The sequence below is a fragment of the Candidatus Gastranaerophilales bacterium genome, assembly GCA_028696075.1.
Taxonomy (GTDB): Bacteria; Cyanobacteriota; Vampirovibrionia; order Gastranaerophilales; family JAILCC01; genus JAQVHS01.
Genome location: JAQVHS010000014.1, coordinates 14,175 through 32,059, shown reverse-complemented (window position 1 = coordinate 32,059; position 17,885 = coordinate 14,175). Strand labels below are relative to the sequence as shown.

Annotated in this window: 18 protein-coding genes; 11 read left to right on the top strand and 7 right to left on the bottom strand. The window is 36.6% G+C overall.

Going from position 1 to position 17,885, the window contains the following annotated elements:
- Positions 1 to 179: 179 nt before the first annotated feature.
- Positions 180 to 1,049 (top strand): 30S ribosomal protein S2, encoded by an 870-nt coding sequence (gene rpsB, locus PHX18_08425; protein ID MDD3594637.1) that lies wholly within the window; start codon positions 180 to 182, stop codon positions 1,047 to 1,049.
- Positions 1,050 to 1,070: 21 nt separating this feature from the next.
- On the top strand, positions 1,071 to 1,928 hold the full coding sequence (gene tsf / locus PHX18_08420) for a translation elongation factor Ts (GenBank protein MDD3594636.1): 858 nt from the start codon (positions 1,071 to 1,073) through the stop codon (positions 1,926 to 1,928).
- 290 nt (positions 1,929 to 2,218) lie between these two features.
- Here tsf and PHX18_08415 read toward each other — a convergent pair whose 3' ends face one another.
- Complete coding sequence (locus PHX18_08415; protein ID MDD3594635.1) at positions 2,219 to 2,914, bottom strand: hypothetical protein; 696 nt, start codon at positions 2,912 to 2,914, stop codon at positions 2,219 to 2,221.
- A 30-nt stretch (positions 2,915 to 2,944) separates the two neighbouring features.
- On the opposite strand from PHX18_08415, the gene PHX18_08410 reads away from it, so the two are divergent.
- From PHX18_08410 to PHX18_08390, 5 genes are all read left to right on the top strand, one after another.
- Positions 2,945 to 3,322 (top strand): hypothetical protein, encoded by a 378-nt coding sequence (locus PHX18_08410; GenBank protein MDD3594634.1) that lies wholly within the window; start codon positions 2,945 to 2,947, stop codon positions 3,320 to 3,322.
- Between the two features lie 131 nt (positions 3,323 to 3,453).
- Entirely contained in the window at positions 3,454 to 4,581 is a 1,128-nt protein-coding gene (gene gcvT / locus PHX18_08405) for a glycine cleavage system aminomethyltransferase GcvT (GenBank protein MDD3594633.1), read from the top strand.
- A 14-nt stretch (positions 4,582 to 4,595) separates the two neighbouring features.
- Positions 4,596 to 4,979 carry a glycine cleavage system protein GcvH gene (gene gcvH / locus PHX18_08400; protein ID MDD3594632.1) on the top strand — a complete coding sequence of 128 codons (384 nt, stop codon included), beginning with the start codon at positions 4,596 to 4,598 and terminating at the stop codon, positions 4,977 to 4,979.
- Positions 4,980 to 4,981: 2 nt separating this feature from the next.
- Entirely contained in the window at positions 4,982 to 6,322 is a 1,341-nt protein-coding gene (gene gcvPA / locus PHX18_08395; GenBank protein ID MDD3594631.1) for an aminomethyl-transferring glycine dehydrogenase subunit GcvPA, read from the top strand.
- A gap of 16 nt (positions 6,323 to 6,338) precedes the next feature.
- On the top strand, positions 6,339 to 6,887 hold the full coding sequence (locus tag PHX18_08390) for a type II secretion system protein (GenBank protein MDD3594630.1): 549 nt from the start codon (positions 6,339 to 6,341) through the stop codon (positions 6,885 to 6,887).
- A gap of 45 nt (positions 6,888 to 6,932) precedes the next feature.
- Here the strand turns inward: PHX18_08390 and leuB are convergent, their stop codons facing one another.
- Together leuB and gatC are read right to left on the bottom strand one after the other, a co-directional pair.
- On the bottom strand, positions 6,933 to 8,006 hold the full coding sequence (gene leuB / locus PHX18_08385) for a 3-isopropylmalate dehydrogenase (protein MDD3594629.1): 1,074 nt from the start codon (positions 8,004 to 8,006) through the stop codon (positions 6,933 to 6,935).
- A gap of 17 nt (positions 8,007 to 8,023) precedes the next feature.
- Positions 8,024 to 8,305, bottom strand: a complete 282-nt coding sequence (gene gatC, locus PHX18_08380; GenBank protein MDD3594628.1) for an Asp-tRNA(Asn)/Glu-tRNA(Gln) amidotransferase subunit GatC — start codon at positions 8,303 to 8,305, stop codon at positions 8,024 to 8,026.
- A gap of 276 nt (positions 8,306 to 8,581) precedes the next feature.
- Between gatC and rpmB the strand changes: the two genes are divergently transcribed.
- Positions 8,582 to 8,806, top strand: a complete 225-nt coding sequence (gene rpmB / locus PHX18_08375) for a 50S ribosomal protein L28 (GenBank protein MDD3594627.1) — start codon at positions 8,582 to 8,584, stop codon at positions 8,804 to 8,806.
- 69 nt (positions 8,807 to 8,875) lie between these two features.
- Positions 8,876 to 9,133 carry a glutaredoxin 3 gene (gene grxC / locus PHX18_08370; protein ID MDD3594626.1) on the top strand — a complete coding sequence of 86 codons (258 nt, stop codon included), beginning with the start codon at positions 8,876 to 8,878 and terminating at the stop codon, positions 9,131 to 9,133.
- On the opposite strand, the gene PHX18_08365 is transcribed toward grxC, so the two are convergent.
- The 3 genes from PHX18_08365 to PHX18_08355 form a co-directional block, all read right to left on the bottom strand.
- Positions 9,130 to 9,849, bottom strand: a complete 720-nt coding sequence (locus PHX18_08365) for an alpha/beta hydrolase (protein ID MDD3594625.1) — start codon at positions 9,847 to 9,849, stop codon at positions 9,130 to 9,132. The genes grxC and PHX18_08365 overlap by 4 nt on opposite strands.
- Positions 9,850 to 10,025: 176 nt before the next feature.
- Positions 10,026 to 12,536, bottom strand: a complete 2,511-nt coding sequence (locus tag PHX18_08360) for a hypothetical protein (protein MDD3594624.1) — start codon at positions 12,534 to 12,536, stop codon at positions 10,026 to 10,028.
- 84 nt (positions 12,537 to 12,620) lie between these two features.
- The gene (locus tag PHX18_08355) at positions 12,621 to 13,592 is read right to left on the bottom strand and encodes a hypothetical protein (protein ID MDD3594623.1); all 972 of its coding nucleotides are present in this window, start codon (positions 13,590 to 13,592) and stop codon (positions 12,621 to 12,623) included.
- Positions 13,593 to 14,007: 415 nt separating this feature from the next.
- On the opposite strand from PHX18_08355, the gene rph reads away from it, so the two are divergent.
- Positions 14,008 to 14,727 (top strand): ribonuclease PH, encoded by a 720-nt coding sequence (gene rph, locus PHX18_08350; GenBank protein MDD3594622.1) that lies wholly within the window; start codon positions 14,008 to 14,010, stop codon positions 14,725 to 14,727.
- A gap of 59 nt (positions 14,728 to 14,786) precedes the next feature.
- Complete coding sequence (secA, locus tag PHX18_08345) at positions 14,787 to 17,564, top strand: preprotein translocase subunit SecA (GenBank protein MDD3594621.1); 2,778 nt, start codon at positions 14,787 to 14,789, stop codon at positions 17,562 to 17,564.
- On the opposite strand, the gene PHX18_08340 is transcribed toward secA, so the two are convergent.
- Positions 17,565 to 17,870, bottom strand: a complete 306-nt coding sequence (locus tag PHX18_08340) for a thioredoxin family protein (GenBank protein MDD3594620.1) — start codon at positions 17,868 to 17,870, stop codon at positions 17,565 to 17,567.
- Positions 17,871 to 17,885: the final 15 nt, after the last annotated feature.

Here is a 17,885-nt window from a genome sequence, read left to right as displayed (position 1 = left end):
TTAGGAGGTCAGGCTTTTTAAGAGGGTTAGGCTTTTTAAGAAGGTTGAACTTTTCATCAAAAAAGCGGACTTTTATCAAGATATTGGTACCTTATTAAGCCCCAAAGTTCCCAAAGGTTAACTGTTTCGTTTCATCTTATAACAACAGAACGTGTAATAATTATTTGAAAGGACAAATCATGCCAACAGCAACAATGGTAGAATTACTTGAAGCAGGTGCCCACTTCGGACACCAAACCCAAAGATGGAACCCCAAGATGAAAAAATATATCTATGGGGAAAGAAACGGTATTTACATTATTAACCTTGAAAAAACAACAGGTATGCTTGATAAAGCTTATGAAATCGTTAAAACCTATGCTTCAAAAGGTAAAAATGTAGTATTTGTAGGAACAAAAAAACAAGCGGTAGATGTTATAAAAGAAGAAGCACTGAGAGCAGGCGCTTTTTTCATTAACAGAAGATGGTTAGGCGGCACTCTAACAAACTTCGAAACTATCAGAACAAGAATCAACAAACTAAGAGAGTTAGAAGATTTAAAAGAACAAGGTTACTTTGAAAAATTGCCTAAAAAAGAAGCTGCTGCGCTAAACAAACAACTGGAAAAACTGCAGGCAACTTTAGGCGGTGTAAAAGAGATGAGAGGTATGCCCGACTTGCTTTTCGTTATCGACCAAAAGAAAGAACTCATAGCTATTAAAGAAGCTAATAAAATCAACATCCCGGTAGTATGCGTAGTTGATACAAATTCAGACCCTGACGGAATTGATTATGTTATCCCTGCAAATGATGATGCAATCAGAGCAATCAGATTAATTGCCTCAAAAATGGCAGATGCCGTATTGGAAGGCAAACAAATCAAAGAAGCAATGGGCGTAGATGCTATCTTGGAAAAACCTGAAAAGAAAACTAAAAAAGAAGTTAAAAAAATAGTTGAAACCACGGAAGAAATACAGGAAACTGTAGTTGAAACAGAATCTGAAACCGTAGTGATTGTTGAGGCAACAGAAACTACAGTTGAAGAAGTAACAGAAACACAAGAAGTTTAATAATAAAAAAGGATAAATAAAATGGAAATAACAGCATCATTAGTTAAAGAACTTAGAGAAAAAACAGGTGCAGGCATTATGGACGCTAAAAAAGCCTTAATCGAAAATAACGGCGATGTAGAAAAATCAGCCGAATATCTTCGTCAAAAGGGTATTGCATCTGCAGATAAAAAAATGAGCAGAATAGCAGCGGAAGGCTTGGTTGATTCATATATCGACGGTAGCGTAGGTGCTGTGGTTGAAGTTAACTGCGAAACAGACTTCGTAGCCAAAAACGATGACTTCAAGGCTCTTGTTAAAGACGTTGCAAAATTCGTAGCGTTAAATAATCCTGCTACAGTAGAAGAACTTTATGCCATCAAAACAGAAAACGGAACAGTGGAAGATTTAATAAAAGAAAAAATTGCTAAAATCGGAGAAAAAATTACCGTAAGAAGATTTGAAAGATACGAAGGCAACGTTGCAACATACGTTCACAACGGCAAAATCGGCGTTCTTTTAAATACAGACAAAACTGACAATGATTTAGCAAAAGATGTTTGTCTTCATATAGCAAGTAGTGCTCCCGAGTTCATCTCAAGAGAAGAAATCCCTTCATCAGTTATTGAAGAAGAAAAAAGAATTGAAATGGGTAAGGAAGACTTGGCGAAAAAACCTGAAGAAATCAGAGCAAAAATCGTTGAAGGCAGAGTTAATAAACTTATGGCTCAAAAATGTTTGCTTGAACAACCTTTTGTTAAAAATCCTGACGTAACTGTAGGACAATTAATCGAAGGTAAAATTAAACTTTTGAGCTTTGCAAGATTTGTACTTGGTGAAGGCTTGGAAAAAAGACAAGAAAATTTTGCTGATGAAGTGCAAGCACAATTAAGCAAATAATAATTGTTTAATAATAAAAAAGAGGGGTGTTTAGCCCCTCTTTTTGTGTAAGGAAGTTTGGAAGCTAAGAGGCTGGAAAGTTTAACTATACTGTCAGTAGGAGGCAAAGCCTCATGATGAGCCTTTCGGCTCATTTATAAATTAAGTTGCTAAAAACTGTCTTTGCGAGCGTAGCAAAGCAATCCAGTATTTTATAAATTGCCACAAAAATGCTACGCATTTTTTCGCAAAGACTTAATCTCTCTAAATATGAAAGGAACTGGTTGTGGGTTAAGATTGATCACCCAATTTTAGTTATCTATAAGGACATGATTGCCATTTATAGTTACCCAATGCCCATCATCACTACCTGAATTGTTGGAAGTATCATTAGACTTAGAGCCATTGGCATTAGATTTATCCTTCATTGGCATACCTTTGTCCTTTATTTGTTTCATAATTTCTTGTTTATGTAATTTGAATTCTTGTGAGGTCATTTTTTCAATCTCTTCTATTGTGTATATATGACCATTATAGTAACTATTCTCAAAAAGTCTTTTATCATTAAATGGATCTGTGATTAAGTCGCCTTTTTTCATTCTATTAACAACTTTTTGGGCAACAATGTCATCCATTTTATTATTCAATATTAAGTATTTTATTGTTATTGAATCTATTTCATTTTCTATTTCTTGAGCAATTTCACGTCCAATAGCATTATTCCATTTATCCATATTTTCTTCCTTAGGATTTTGTCCCGTTTTTCTTCCCTTGCTTTCATGCCAATCTCCCAAAAATTTACTTATTCCAGCCGTTGTCTTTAAAGCCAAGTCAGCCTGCATAAAAGTATGTTTAAATGCATCTGATTCATTGTTCCAAGTATCTTGTTTTCCTTTTCCTATTTTAAAACCATATTGTTTTTGATATTTTTTTGTTTTTTCATATATTTCATTTCCATATATTTTTGATGGGTTTAATTGATTAAAAAAATTTTTATTATTGTCCATATTTTCTCCATTTTATAGTATTATGAGTAAATGATAAATTTTAAAAAGTATATTTCACTAAATTTATTATCTTTATTAGGGCACTTATTTTTTATATTGTGCCTAGTAGTAGTCCTTTTCTTATTTCCACAAGCTTATAACTACGATGCTGCCAATTATCATTCTGAAGCATATACTCAATATGAGCTTTTTAATTATTTTTTTAAAATATATAATTTTACAGCACTTTTTGAATTATTTTTGTTATTAATTTTTATAACGGAATTTTTATTTTATAAATTAATCAAGAAGACTTATTTAAAAAGTTTTGAAAACAAAACTTTTGATAAAATTTATTCAGTTTTATTTTTTACGGGTATATTTTTTGCACTAATTCCTTTGTTATTATTTTTCCTACCGTTTTTCTAAACTACACCTCCTTCGAACATATAAATTTTTTAGCATATTTTAAAAAATCTACCAATAGGTTGGATTTAAAATGAACTTAATCATCTTGACAAAGTATAATGATAATATCACAATCTTAATGAGGAGGGATTATGAAAGTAGATATGACAACCCCAAAACATACACCGCTTTATCAAAAACATCTGGATTTAGGCGCAAGAATGGTAGAATTTGCCTCTTACTACATGCCTGTACAATACAGCGGCATTCTGGACGAACACAAATGCGTACGTGAAAATGCCGGAATTTTCGATGTATCTCATATGGGTGAAATATTTGTATCGGGCGAAGATGCGCTTGATTTACTGCAGCTTCTTGTCCCTCAGGATGTAGAAAAGTTATCGGCAAACAGAGCTGTATATGCGCAATTAACCAATGAAAACGGCGGGATTATCGATGATTTAATCATTTACAGGCTGGCAGATGAAATTTTCCTTCTTGTTGTTAATGCTTCAAGAATTAAAGAAGATTTAGCCTGGATTGAACAAAATGTTCAAAGAGAAAAATTTAAAGTAACCGTAGATAACCAATCAGAAAACTTTTCCCTGCTTGCTCTTCAAGGACCAAAAGCCGCGGAAATAGTGACGGAGTTGGGTTTGCCTGAAGAAGAACATCCCGAATATTTTTCATTTATTGAAAAAAACCTTTTCGGACATGACCTTTTTATCTCAAGAACGGGTTATACGGGAGAAGACGGCTTTGAAATCATGGTGAAAAATGATTTTGCACCGCAGCTTTGGGACAAAATCCTGGAAGCAGGCGGCAAATATAACATAAAACCGATAGGCTTGGGGGCAAGAGATACTTTAAGGCTGGAAGCCGCATTATTGCTCTACGGCAATGATATGGATGAAAGTGTTACCCCTATAGAGGCAGGGCTTGCCTGGTCTGTTTCAAAATCTAAAACTCATAACTACAACGGCAAACATGTTATTAAACAACACCTTGAAAACAAACCCGCAAAACGGCTGGTGGGTTTTGTAATGCTGGATAAAGCTATTGCAAGACACGGTTATGAAGTTTATAATAACGAGCGTCAAATAGGCGTGGTAACAAGCGGAGGGGTATCACCGACGTTAGGGGTAAATATAGGACTTGCATATATTGACGATTTGCTTAAAATAGATGATGAAATATCAATTAAAATACGAGATAAATTCTTTAAGGCGCATATTACAAAACGCCCGTTTATACAAAAAGTTAACAAGATAGTGAAATAAAGGAGAAAAAATTAATGAGTTTTGAAATTCCTGAAGGACTTTTATGTACAAAAACCCATGAATGTGTATACCAACAAGACGGTACTTATTTTATAACCATAACTGATTTTGCTGTAGAACAGCTCGGGGACGTTGTGTTCGTTGAATTGCCCGAAGCCGGCACTGAATTTGCGGCAGAGGAGGTCTTCGGTACTATTGAATCGGTAAAAGCAGCATCAGAACTATATGCACCTGTAGGGTTTAAAGTTCTTGAAGTAAATGACGGGCTTGTCGCGCAGCCTGAACTTTTAAACAAGGACCCTTATGCTGACGGCTGGTTATTAAAGGTTGAGCTTACTGATGTATCAGAACTTGACACACTGCTTGAGTATGACGATTATAAAACAGAAGTTCATTGATTATGGCGGGGTTTTTAGTACATAATGACGAAATTCGCAGACAAATGCTTGATGAAATCAATTGCAGCTCAATTGATGATTTATTTGCCGATGTTCATTCAGGCATAAGATTGAGGGAAAGCCTTGACCTGCCTAAACCGATAGGTGAAATTGAAGCAAAGCAGAAACTCCAAAGCTTAGCGAAGAAAAATGCTTCTTCAAGCGATTTTGTGTATTTCATGGGTGGAGGAATTTATAACAAATTTGTTCCCTCATGTGTATCAACTATCACAGGTCGAAGTGAATTTCAAACAGCGTACACCCCGTATCAGCCTGAAATTTCGCAAGGTACACTGCAATCGATATATGAATTTCAAACAATGATTTGTAATCTTACGGGGATGGATGTATCTAATGCGGGAGTATATGACGGCGCTGCAGCCTGCGCTGAGGCGCTATTAATGGCATGCAGGATTAAAAAAAGAACCAAGGTACTTGTCGCGGACTCAATAAATCCGCAATATGCCGCTGTTATAAAGACTTATGCTGCAGCGGGCGATATTGAGGCTGATTTCATTCCGCTGAATTCAACTAAAGTTAATACGGATTGCCTGGGTTGTCTGGATGATGATTATGCCTGCATATTGGTGCAATACCCGAATTATTTCGGCTCTGTAGAAGATATGCAAAAAATAAACGAAATAGCAAAAGAAAAGAACATTCTTTTCATTGTGTGCGCTGACCCTTCCATGCTTAGTATTTTGACCCCTCCGTCTGAACTGGGGGCGGATATAGCGGTGGGTGATATTCAAACGCTCGGGATTCCTATGAACCTTGGCGGACCGTCGGCAGGATTTATGGCTGTAAAGACCGAATATATGCGTCAATTGCCGGGTAGAATTGTCGGTATGACAAAAGATAAAGATGAAAAAAGAGCCTACACCCTTACCCAGCAGGCAAGAGAACAGCATATAAGACGTGATAAAGCAACCAGTAATATTTGCTCTAATCAAGCCCTGATGTGTCTTTCTGCTACGATTTACCTTTCTGTTGTAGGAGCTAAAGGGTTAAGGGAAATTTCTCAAAATGCCATAGAAAAGGCACATCTTTTAGCTAAAAAATTATCTCAAATTGAAGGGGTAGAAGTTCTTAACGAGGCGTTTTTGAATGAATTTACCTTTAAACTCCCTGATTATATTAATGCCAAAGAATTTTTGGCAATGCTTGAAACAAAAAATATATTTGGCGGGATTTATTTGGGCGATGAATTTGCGCAGTTTAAAAACTGTATTTTAGTTGCGCTAACCGAACTCAATACCGTTGACGATATTTACAAATACATCAGTGAATTAAAATCCGAATAACTTAAGGAGAAATATTATGCAAAGACTAAAAGCATTTAACATGACTGAATTAATGTTGGTTATGATGATACTTGGGGTTATTTTGGTGTTAACGCTGCCTCTTGCTATGAATATTAAAGATGACGATAAAATTTTTGCGGGTTATAAAGGTAAGGCAAATAAAGACATAGCCGATGCTTCTCAGTATGCGTTGCTGAAGAACAGAGCTAAAAGTTATAGCAATATTAAGATGAACGATAAAGATACAGGTTTACCTTTAACAAACGATAGCCAAATTTTAAGGGAATTTTTGTCTTCAACCATATCTTACAAATCAAAATGCCAAGGATTTGGCAATACAGAAGCTAATTGTTTAAAAATAGCGGTTGCTGATTTTGAAAATACTTATGGGTTAAAAATTCAAAATGGTGAAGTTATTATGTTTAATTATGATAACCCCGGCTGTGTAGAAACTGCCTGCGGCAGGATTTTAGTTGATATGAACGGGGATAAAAAACCTAATACAATAGGTCAAGACAGATATACTTTCACTTTATTCAGGGATAGAGCCGTTATAGATGACTAACTTGCGTCTTTGCTGCCCTCATCCCGGCAATGGCTGCTTCTCAACCTAAATATAAGAAGCTATCATATCACCCATTTCAGAGGTGCCGACGAGTTTTTTGCCTTCGCTCATAATATCTTCTGTCCTATAACCTTCTTGAAGCACTTTTTTCACTGCAGTTTCAATAGCAGCAGCTTCTTTGTTAAGCGTAAAGCTGTATTTAAGCATCATTGCAGCAGATAAGACGGTTGCTATAGGGTTTAAACGGTTTTGACCTTTAAAGTCAGGTGCGCTGCCGTGAATGGGTTCATACATTGCAACGCCCGTTTCAGACAGACTTGCACTCGGGAGCATTCCCAAAGAACCCGAAAGCATAGAAGCTTCATCAGACAGGATATCACCGAACAAATTACCTGTTACGATAACATCAAACTGTTTTGGATTGCGGATAAGCTGCATTGCCGCATTATCAACGTACATATGTGAAAGTTCGACTTCGGGATAATCTTTGCTTACTCTTATTACAACTTCTCGCCATAATCTTGAAACATCAAGCACATTAGCTTTATCAACAGAGCAAAGTTTTTTGCTGCGCTTCATCGCAACTTCAAAAGCCATTTTAGCAATACGCTCAACTTCTGATTCTGTATAAATCATGTTGTTGAAACCGATTTTTTCGCCGTTTCTAACTTCAATACCTTTAGGCTCGCCGAAGTAAACATCACCTACAAGTTCTCTTATAATCATAATATCAACGCCGCTTACGATTTCTTTTTTTAATGTGGAGCATTGTGCCAATTCTTCGTAAACAAAGGCAGGACGAAGATTTGCGTATAATTTTAAAGCTTTTCTTATGCCTAAAAGCGCCTTTTCGGGTCTGATTGAGGGATCAAGGTTGTCATACTTCCAATCGCCTACAGCGCCAAGATAAACCGCATCAGCGCATTGTGCAAGCTGTATTGTTTCATCAGGCAACGGAGTGCCTGTTTGTTCTATTGCCACGCCGCCTATTAAGGCTTCGTTGAATTCAAACTTATGACCGAATTTGTTTTCTATGGCTTTGAGCGATTTAATTCCCTGTTCTATAACCTCAGGACCGATACCATCGCCGGGTAGTACAGCTATTTTATAATTTCCCATAATTTTAGTTACTCCTGTTAATTAATTTTAGGTACTCTGAAAAATCCGTCTTCTTCTTCGGGGGCATTTTTCAAAAGTTCTTCCCTGGAAAAATCAACCACTACGGTGTCTTCTCTCATTACGTTGGTAATTTTAATAGAATGTTCCATAGGCGCTATGCCTGACGTGTCGACTTCATTAAGTTCGTTCATGTACTCCAAAATAGAGTTAAGCTGTTTTGCAAATTTTTGCTTTTCTTCTTCACTTAATGCTAAACGAGCCAGTTTTGCAACATGTTCTACGTCTTTTATCTCTATCATTTTTTTATCCTAATCAGATTACAATTATAATCATATAGAAAAAGCAAAGAAACTTCAACAGGGAAGCCGGGAAGTTAGGCAGCTGGGAAGCTGAGCTTATGCAGGTTGGGTTTTAACCCAACTTGTTTGGTAGTGAAGCAGTTTCGCTACCGCCCATAATGTCTTGAAGTACCTTGACAATTAGAGGGGGCTTGAAAATAAATTTGGTTTTACTTATTATATTCTTATAAATTAAAGATTAACGCATAAGTTTAATTTTTTATAAAAATCAGCCTTATGCAAAAATCTCAAACAGAAACGAGGTTCATCATGTCAAGAGAATGTGCAATTTGCGGCAAAGTTGCAAACAAAGCTCATAAAATATCTTTCTCACACAAAGCTAACGTTCACCGTCAGGTACCTAACCTGCAGCCTGTTAAAGCTGTTATAGACGGTCAAGTGAAGAAAGTTAAAGTTTGTACTTCATGCATTAAAGCTAACAAAGTTAAAAAGGTAGTATAACAGCTACTTTAAAAATTCTGAAAAACTGGTAAGATTATAATTATCTTACCGTTTTTTTTGGAGGTTATTATGAAAAAAGTTAAAATTTATACAACAAGTACATGCCCTTATTGCATTAAAGCCAAGAAGCTTTTGGATTATAAAAATATTCCTTATGAAGAAATTAATATAAATGATAATTATGACACTGCAATGTCAGCGTTATCTAAAACAACAGGATATGAAACCGTTCCTCAAATTTTTATAAATGAAGAATTTATCGGCGGTTGTGATGATTTGTATACACTGGAGCAGCATAAAAAATTGGATAAGCTTGTAGAATCTTAATTTTGCTTAATCCAATCTACGCACATATCCACAAAATAGGCTTTGTGTTCAAGATACAAATCTTCGGCATGGGTTCCGTCCTCAAAAATTTGCAATTTTTTGAGGCAGTCTGCTTTTTCATATAATTTTTTTGTGTGCCATACATAAACTGTAGGGTCGTGTTCTCCCGCGACAAACATTGTAGGTATTGTAATATCGTTAACAATATCAATCGGGGCGACCTTTTTATAAATTTTTAAATTCGGACGCACGGAGAAACAACGTTTGAGTTCAAATTTTTTCAAAGTAGGCAGCCAGGCAGCTTTTTTCCACATGTGGTTTTCTATTTTTTCAAAATTCGACGGCGGTGAAACAACTATCATACTGTTTACATCGTTGTTATTCGCCGAATAAATCAGGGCAGTAGCTGCTCCCAAAGAAAAACCTATTAAATATATTTTTTCATAATGCTGTTTGGCATAATGTACCACTGTATCTAAATCTTTTGTTTCTTTTGCGCTAAATGTATAGGTGCCGCTGCTGTTGCCATGCCCCCTAAAATCAAGCGTTATAACATCAAAATACTGTGCAAAATTCTCCGATAAATCACGAAAAGCCCCCGAATCTTTTGTCATAAACCATCCATGGGCAATGATAACAACCTCTTTATGTCCCGAATAGTAACAATTAACAGCTATTTTTATGTTATCTGAAGTATTTAAGAATTTTTCCTGCATTGGATTCTCCCGTCTGTAGACAGATAAACTGTCTGCTGCATAGGATCTGCAATTAATGCAAATCAAAAATAGTATAGCACAGTAAGAAAGAATTCTTTTCAAAAACTAATCCTCGTTTCAATAATAGTTTACCTCTTTTTTATACAAAAAAATGCCCCTCTGTAGGGGCATCTTTCTTAAGCATATTCGTAAAGTTTTTTGAGATATTCAACGTCGTTTGCAAACCAGACATCATCAACTTTGTATACATTGTCGTTGATATCTTTGTAAGAACCTTGCTGCAAGTGTTCAATCATACCGCCGGTGCTTTCAACAGTTTCATAATCCTGAACATTGATAGATTTAATATCGCCTAAGGCTTCAAGGAAGCTGTTGTTATCTCCGCTTATTAAGCCCAGAGAAGCGTTGGTTGTTAATTCAAGCGCTCTTTTTAATAGCTGTAAATCAACTTCACCGTTTACAAGGATTTTTAATCCTGAGCGAACTTCTGCTTCTAAAGCTATCATTCTTAAAGCTTCAAAACCGTTGGCTGCGTTTAATTTTTCACCTGTATAGGGATTGATTGTATGGTCGCCGAATACTTCTTTGCCTGTGATAACTCCGTCGCCGTCGATATCACCCATAGAGAGCATTCCGTCTCCGTCTATTGCAGCGCCGTCTGCTATACCATCGCCGTCAATATCAATACCCATATCATTTTTAGCGCTGACTTTACCGTCTTTATTTGCATCAAGTATAAGAGGGTCTCTGCTTGGAGGCGGTGGCGGTGGAGGAGGTACATAAACGCTTACACCAAGAGCTTTTGTTTGATGGGTAGTAACCAGTTTGTCTTCGGTATAATCAACTTCTGTCTTTGAATCAACAATATTGCCGGTAGTTGAGTCATAGTATTTTGTAGTAATAGTTGAATCAAAAACATCTTTTTGTTCTTCATTGTAGTTGATATTAGTTCCGCCGCTGTTAAGAACATAAGTTGTACTTGTTCCGCCGCTCACTGCGCCATATCTGCCATTGCTTAAGCGTGTAAATAAAGCACCGCCTATTATCAAAAATTTTGGTGTTTTATTAGCATTTAACCAATCGGTTGTGTATCCTGCTACTGAATCATCCGGATTTTTAGATTCCTTAAAATTTGATTTTATGTAAGCTTGATCTTTTGCTGAAAGTGAATTGAACTCACTTGTGGAAATAAATTGTTTTGAAGTGATTGATTCATTTTCTCTTTTTTCTTCAGTTTTAATCATGTATTTATCACTGGTCAGCATAAGCTTTAAATTAAATTGATCAGCATCCTGAGTATCTTTAATTTGAATATTTCTTTTATCAGTACTCGGATCAATGCCTAAGTTTGTAAAACTGCCGTTTTGCAATGCATACTGTTCGGTAAAAACATCCCATGTTTTGTTTTGGGTATAAGTGTCATAGCTATATTCTCGTTGTGATACATTTGCACCTGTGTTTGCATAGTTCGCAGCCAATACATATAGAGTATCTATGTTAGATTTTCCTTCATCTGTATCTACCACTGATTTATAAGTTTTTTCATCTTCATCATATTGGAATAACCTGAATGAACCGTCATTACCTTGAGCTATAATAAATACGGGCTTGTTAGTTTTTCTGCCATTTTCTATTACAAAATCACTTTTATATCTTTTAACGGCACCATTTGCAAAGGTATCCTGCAATAAATATTTTTGAGCCGCTGCTTTTTCTTCGCTTGATAACGCATCAATTTGGTCCGTGCTGAAAGTTTGATAAACAGTGCTTTCAGATTGTTCATCTGTTTTATTCATTTGAGCTATAAAATTAAAGTTGATTTTGCCGTTTTCTCCAACGTTCCAAACTCTCATAGCCCCGGGAGGACAAGCTGTTACCCCTGTAGGCGCGGTAATATCTCCGCTTCTTATAAGAGATGTAATAGTGTCATCATCTAATGGCTGGATAACGAGTTTTCCGTTTTCATTTACAACTTTATAAACGGCATTATTAATCGGACGTTGATCGGAGAATTCATCGCTCCTTGCGCCGTACTCCTGATAGATAATCGCTGTATTATCATCAAGGTATTGGACGTGAGAACCGCTAAAAGAACCATCATTTTTATAAGTTTCTTCGCCGAAGAAATCTTTTAGCGAAACATTGTTACCATGGTCATGCAGATAGCTGCCCCAAGCCGCATTGATGCTCTTCGTTTTACCGTTTCTTAAATCAAGCTCTTGAGTCACAACATTATTGGATGTGGTTTTGTTTTCGCCATCTTTTAAACCCGCAAAAGTATAGTTGGTAAAAGTAACATTATCAGTGTTAAAATTAATGTCATCATAGCTGCCTGCTTGAACATTTTTTAAATTAAGCAAAGCCTGAGTTGCTTCATTACCAGCCAAAACCTGACCTGTTTCTGCGTTAAAGTATATTACGGTACCGTCTTCGCATTCCATGAAAACCTGATTACCTTGGCTGTAATATCTGTCTGAAGATAAAAGGTTAGCTTTTTCGCCGTCGCCGTTTATACCGCCTTCGAGGAAATTTTCCATCATTTGGAACAAATCTGTTGAATTCATTCCGTTTGAACGACTTTGGGTGTAAGCTATGAAGTTCAAATTAGAGTTGAAGTTGTTATTTTGATACTGCTGGAAATATAACCCCATTTGTAATTTGAAATGGTCTAAATTTATATTTGTCATTGCCTTATACCTTTAACTTTCCTTTGTTTTTCCATAAATCACTGCGGAAGTTTGATTAAATTCCGCAGTGATTGACGTTAATTCTTAACCGAATGTTTTGAACGAAGTTTCAATATTTTTGTCGATAACTTTTTTCACTGCTTCGTATTCTGTTTCAACTGCTTTGTGTTGAGTTTCGATATTTTTAAGTTCAACTTCTAATCTTTTGTCTTGAGCTTGAACTTCTGCACTGTCAGCTTCGTATTGTGCTGCTACTGCTTCATCGTTTTCTGTATAGTATTTTTGTTTGAATGTGCTTGTTGTATCAGATCTCCAGTCAATGCCCCAGGCAGAATCGTCATATTTGCCTGTTTGCTCTTTGTAGGCTTCGATTGCTTCCGCTAAAGTCATTGTAGATGCCGGTTCTGAATTTCTATAAGTCATAAAAGCTGTTGTTAAAATTTGATATTTACCGCTTACCAAACCTGTTTGTAAATCAATACCATTGCCGTTGCCATATTGAGTAATGACATTTTGAGTTGTTTCCTCGTTTTTATTAGCGGCGGTGAATGTATTAACTTTTAAGTTATTAATAGCATCTTCATCTGTTACAATTTTATATGCGTTAGTTGTTGCATCCCAGGTATAGTAAGATATTTCGTCACCATCTTTTACAGTTTTACCAACAGGAGTTTCTTTATTTGTGCCTGTAGCATAAGTTGTTGTTGTAATTGGTTTTGATGTAGAACCGCTTGGCAGCCCTGTTGTAGTATCGTACATATCATCAACATATTTACCGTCAGCATCTGCTATCATAAAGCCTGCTTCTTTCATATCAGCCAGATTTAAACGCGACCATTCTTTTGTAGTGGCGTTTGTAATACCGCTTGCATTTTGAGCTGTTTGAGATTGCATGATTTGCATATCGTTCATACCATCTGAATACGCTCTTGCAATTTCTGCTGTTTTGTATGCCAGTTGTAAACGACGTGAGTTAATAACCTGTCCTTGATATTCAAGGTCACTTTTTCTTGCTACTAGTGATAATAATCTTGCTTGACTTGCTGCTAAACCCATTTTTATACTCCTTATTCTATTTTATTTTGCTTTCTTAATTTGTTTATCGGCATTGTTTGTTTTTTTCTTTAATTTTTTGTCGGTTTTTGTTAAGTTTTGTTTACAATGCTGATTGTTTTTGAGGTTGCCCTCTCCTTAATAAAAAAGAAAAGTATATATGGATTTCATATTTGATATATATTGTTACAATACTTCACATATATCCAGGGAATATTGTAATGATTGCTTTTCAGGAGGGGTAAATTTTACAAAAATAGAGTTTAGTTTCCATGCCATGAGCAATTTTTGTATAAAATTTGTTTTCCCATGCCGGCATGCTTATCCGTTTTTGGCATGCTCGAATACTGGCATGGAAGGGGTGAAAAGTTTAACTCTATGGTATGATTACCAAAAGAAGATATAACGGGGAGAAGTTATGCAAAGAGCAAATAACCGCGCCAATAAAGAATTAAGAGATATAAAATTTACACGAAATTTCACCAGGCATGCCCATGGTTCTGTTTTAACGGAATTTGGAGATACAAAAGTTATAGTAACGGCTACGATAGAAGAAAGGCAGCCCAGATGGTTAAAAGATAGCGGACAAGGCTGGCTAACCGCCGAATATTCGCTTTTGCCGAGTTCTACAAATACCAGGGTATCAAGAGACAGGGGAATGAACTTATCCGGAAGAACGCAGGAAATACAGCGTCTTATCGGCAGAAGTTTAAGAGGCTGTATAGACTTAACAAAAATCGGCGAAAGGACAATAACCATAGATGCGGATGTTATACAAGCCGACGGCGGTACACGAACCGCAAGTATAAGCGGCGGATTTGTAGCGTTGTGCGATGCAGTTCAATACCTTCTTGATAATAATTTAATACAAGAAAATCCTATCATAGGCAATATAGGAGCGATAAGCGCGGGTTTGGCGGATAATGAAGTCCTCTTAGACCTTGATTACAGCGAAGATTCAACCGCACAGGCAGATTGTAATGTGGTTATGAACAACAAGGGTGAAATTATTGAATTTCAATCCACGGCTGAAGGTGCGCCTTTTAGTAAAGAACAGCTTGTTGAGTTGTTAGATACGTGCGAAGCGGGGATTAAAAAAATCTTTGAAATTCAAAATGAAACTTTAAGAAATAATTAAGGTAGAGCTTATATTTGAAAAATTTGTGATAAACTCAAAATTAGAGGGAGAAATTTTTCATGATAAGTTTTTTACTAAAAATATTGGGCGACCCTAACGACAGAAAAATCAAAGCGGTAACGCCGATTGTTGAACATATAAATAAATTGGAACCTGAAATATCCGCACTTACAGACGAGCAGCTGCGGGCTAAAACAGATGAGTTCAAAGAAATTTTAAACAAAAGAAAAAAATCAGATGATAAATCACTGGATTATAAGCTGGAGCAGGAAGCGTTAGACGAACTTCTCCCCGAAGCTTTTGCGGTAGTCAGAGAGGCAGGCAAAAGAGTTCTTAATATGCGGCATTTTGATGTGCAGCTTATAGGCGGCTACTTTTTACACAAGGGTCAAATTTCAGAAATGAGAACCGGCGAAGGTAAAACTCTTGTGGCTACTTTGCCATGTTATTTGAACGCTTTAACAGGCAAAGGCGTGCATGTTGTTACCGTCAATGATTACCTTGCAAAAAGGGACAGTGAATGGATGGGAAGGATTTATAAATTCCTGGGGCTAAGCGTAGGGGTAATTCTTGCCAACAACCGCAGCGCCGATGATTTTGTGCAAAAGAAAAATGCTTATGCGTGTGATATTACATACGGAACTAATAATGAGTTCGGGTTTGATTATTTAAGGGATAATATGGCGGGAAGTTTGGAACAATGCGCCCAAAGACCATATTACTTTGCGATAATCGACGAAGTTGACAGTATTTTGATTGACGAGGCGAGAACACCGTTAATTATAAGCGGCAGGCTGGAAAAGTCCGCTGAAACATATAAAGTAATGGCAAAAATTGCACCCAAATTGTCCGCGCCCGTTGATTATGAAATTGAAGAAAAAAATAAAAATATTGTTTTGAACGAAGAAGGTATAGACAAAGCCTGCGAAATGCTTGGTGTTCAAGACCTTTATGACCCTTCTACCCAGTATGCCCATCACCTTATACAGGCTTTGCGTGCTAAAGAGTTATTCATAAGGAACACGGATTATATCGTAAAAGACGGCGACGTTATGATTGTAGATGAGTTTACCGGTCGTCTTATGGAAGGCAGACGCTGGTCAGACGGACTTCATCAGGCTATCGAAGCAAAAGAAGGGGTAAAAATTCAGGATGAAACGCAAACTCTTGCAAGTATTACTTTCCAAAATCTTTTCAGACTGTACCCTAAGCTGTCAGGCATGACAGGTACTGCTATTACGGAAGAAGCCGAATTCGGCAAGATTTATAATCTTGAAGTAACATCAATCCCGACCAACCAAAAAGACGTGAGAATAGACTTGCCCGATGCGATTTATAAAACGGAAAAGATTAAATACGATGCGGTTATCAACGAAATAACAGAAAACCATAAATTAAAAAGACCCATGTTAGTCGGTACAGTAAGTATTGAAAAATCCGAATATATATCAAAGCTTTTAAAAGCAAAGGGCTTGCCTCATAACGTGCTTAATGCGAAGCAGCACGACAAAGAAGCTGTCATTATCGCTCAGGCGGGAAGGGCAGGTGCTATAACTATTGCAACAAATATGGCAGGGAGAGGTACGGACATTTTACTTGGCGGAAACCCCGAGTTTTTGGCAAAAACTATACTTGATGAAAAGGGCATTACTACCGAAAGCGAAAATTATGAAGAAGAAAAAGAGCGAGTTTTGCAAGAAGCTTATGATATAACCCAAAAAGAACATGACGAAGTAGTAGCTGCAGGCGGATTGCATGTAATCGGTACGGAAAGACATGAATCACGTCGTATTGATAACCAGCTCCGGGGAAGAGCAGCCCGTCAGGGTGATAACGGTTCTACAAAATTCTACTTATCGCTTGAAGATACCCTGATGAGAATTTTTGGCGGTGAAAAAATTGCTATGATTATGGAAACTTTAAACATCCCTGATGATATGGCAATTGAAGCCGGAATTATTACAAAACAAATTCAATCGGCACAAAAGAAAGTGGAAACTTACCACTTTGACATAAGAAAACAGGTTATACAGTACGATGATGTAATGAATCGCCAGCGTGAAATTTTCTATAAGCAGCGCAGAAAAGTGCTTGAGGGTGAAAATCTTTATTCTGATATAAGTTTTATGATAGAAAAAGAAGCACAAAGAACATTATATAATTATATAGATAATAATCAGGCGCTTGCAAATATAGATAATGAAACTCTGGAACATCTTAAAAAAGCTTTGTTGAGCGTATTTCCGCCTATAGATTTGAGCTTTTTGCATGATTTAAGCGGGATGAAGCTTAATGAACTGGAAGAAAGAATTGTTGATGAGGCAAAAGAAGCTTACAAAGAACATGAAAAAGAAATTATAACCTTCTACAACAGTTTTATAAAATCAGATACCGATGAAGACCAGCAAGCCGGCACAAAAAATAATATGATGCGCTCTATAGAACGTGATATTTTGCTCAAGGTTATTGATGACAAGTGGGTAGACCATCTTCACAGCATTGATGCTTTAAAAGACGGCATAGGGCTGAGAGCGTACGGACAAAAAGACCCGCTTATTGAATATAAAAAAGAAGCCTTCTTATTGTTTAACAGTATGACGAGCGAAATTCAAAGAGAAACGGTTATGTTTTTATTCCGCACAAAGTTTGAAATGCAAATGCAGCAGCTTTTAGAGGCAGCGCCTATTGAAACTAAACTTGCAAAAGCAAGGGATGAATTTAATGCAAGCCAAAATTTAGGTGAAACCCTGAGTACGAAAAAAATCGGTAGAAATGACCCCTGTCCTTGCGGCAGCGGATTAAAATACAAAAAATGCTGCGGTGAAAATAAAAAATAGTTATTTCAAATAATGTGAAAGGAATTGCATAATAGCGTTTTTGCTGTGCAATCCGCTAAATTTTTTTACCGCTTCTCCGTCTTTAAAAATAATAAATGACGGAAAAGAAACAATATTATACTGGCGCACCAATGCCAAGTTTTTGTCTACATCAACCTGTCCTACGGTTATATTGTCATTGGCAAGCTCTTCAATCACAGTCTGTTGCTTTTGGCAATATCCGCACCAGGTTGCAAAAAATTCAACTAACGTTATTCCTGAAGCAATAAACCCGTCAAAATTCGTTTCATGAAGTTCTTTTATCATAAGATTTCTCCTAAT

Bases quoted from the DNA above. Each gene is read 5' to 3' on its own strand.
- rpsB (MDD3594637.1), top strand. From the start codon at position 180: ATGCCAACAGCAACAATGGTAGAATTACTTGAAGCAGGTGCCCACTTC.
- tsf (MDD3594636.1), top strand. From the start codon at position 1,071: ATGGAAATAACAGCATCATTAGTTAAAGAACTTAGAGAAAAAACAGGT.
- PHX18_08415 (MDD3594635.1), bottom strand. From the start codon at position 2,914: ATGGACAATAATAAAAATTTTTTTAATCAATTAAACCCATCAAAAATA.
- PHX18_08410 (MDD3594634.1), top strand. From the start codon at position 2,945: ATGATAAATTTTAAAAAGTATATTTCACTAAATTTATTATCTTTATTA.
- gcvT (MDD3594633.1), top strand. From the start codon at position 3,454: ATGAAAGTAGATATGACAACCCCAAAACATACACCGCTTTATCAAAAA.
- gcvH (MDD3594632.1), top strand. From the start codon at position 4,596: ATGAGTTTTGAAATTCCTGAAGGACTTTTATGTACAAAAACCCATGAA.
- gcvPA (MDD3594631.1), top strand. From the start codon at position 4,982: ATGGCGGGGTTTTTAGTACATAATGACGAAATTCGCAGACAAATGCTT.
- PHX18_08390 (MDD3594630.1), top strand. From the start codon at position 6,339: ATGCAAAGACTAAAAGCATTTAACATGACTGAATTAATGTTGGTTATG.
- leuB (MDD3594629.1), bottom strand. From the start codon at position 8,006: ATGGGAAATTATAAAATAGCTGTACTACCCGGCGATGGTATCGGTCCT.
- gatC (MDD3594628.1), bottom strand. From the start codon at position 8,305: ATGATAGAGATAAAAGACGTAGAACATGTTGCAAAACTGGCTCGTTTA.
- rpmB (MDD3594627.1), top strand. From the start codon at position 8,582: ATGCAAAAATCTCAAACAGAAACGAGGTTCATCATGTCAAGAGAATGT.
- grxC (MDD3594626.1), top strand. From the start codon at position 8,876: ATGAAAAAAGTTAAAATTTATACAACAAGTACATGCCCTTATTGCATT.
- PHX18_08365 (MDD3594625.1), bottom strand. From the start codon at position 9,849: ATGCAGGAAAAATTCTTAAATACTTCAGATAACATAAAAATAGCTGTT.
- PHX18_08360 (MDD3594624.1), bottom strand. From the start codon at position 12,536: ATGACAAATATAAATTTAGACCATTTCAAATTACAAATGGGGTTATAT.
- PHX18_08355 (MDD3594623.1), bottom strand. From the start codon at position 13,592: ATGGGTTTAGCAGCAAGTCAAGCAAGATTATTATCACTAGTAGCAAGA.
- rph (MDD3594622.1), top strand. From the start codon at position 14,008: ATGCAAAGAGCAAATAACCGCGCCAATAAAGAATTAAGAGATATAAAA.
- secA (MDD3594621.1), top strand. From the start codon at position 14,787: ATGATAAGTTTTTTACTAAAAATATTGGGCGACCCTAACGACAGAAAA.
- PHX18_08340 (MDD3594620.1), bottom strand. From the start codon at position 17,870: ATGATAAAAGAACTTCATGAAACGAATTTTGACGGGTTTATTGCTTCA.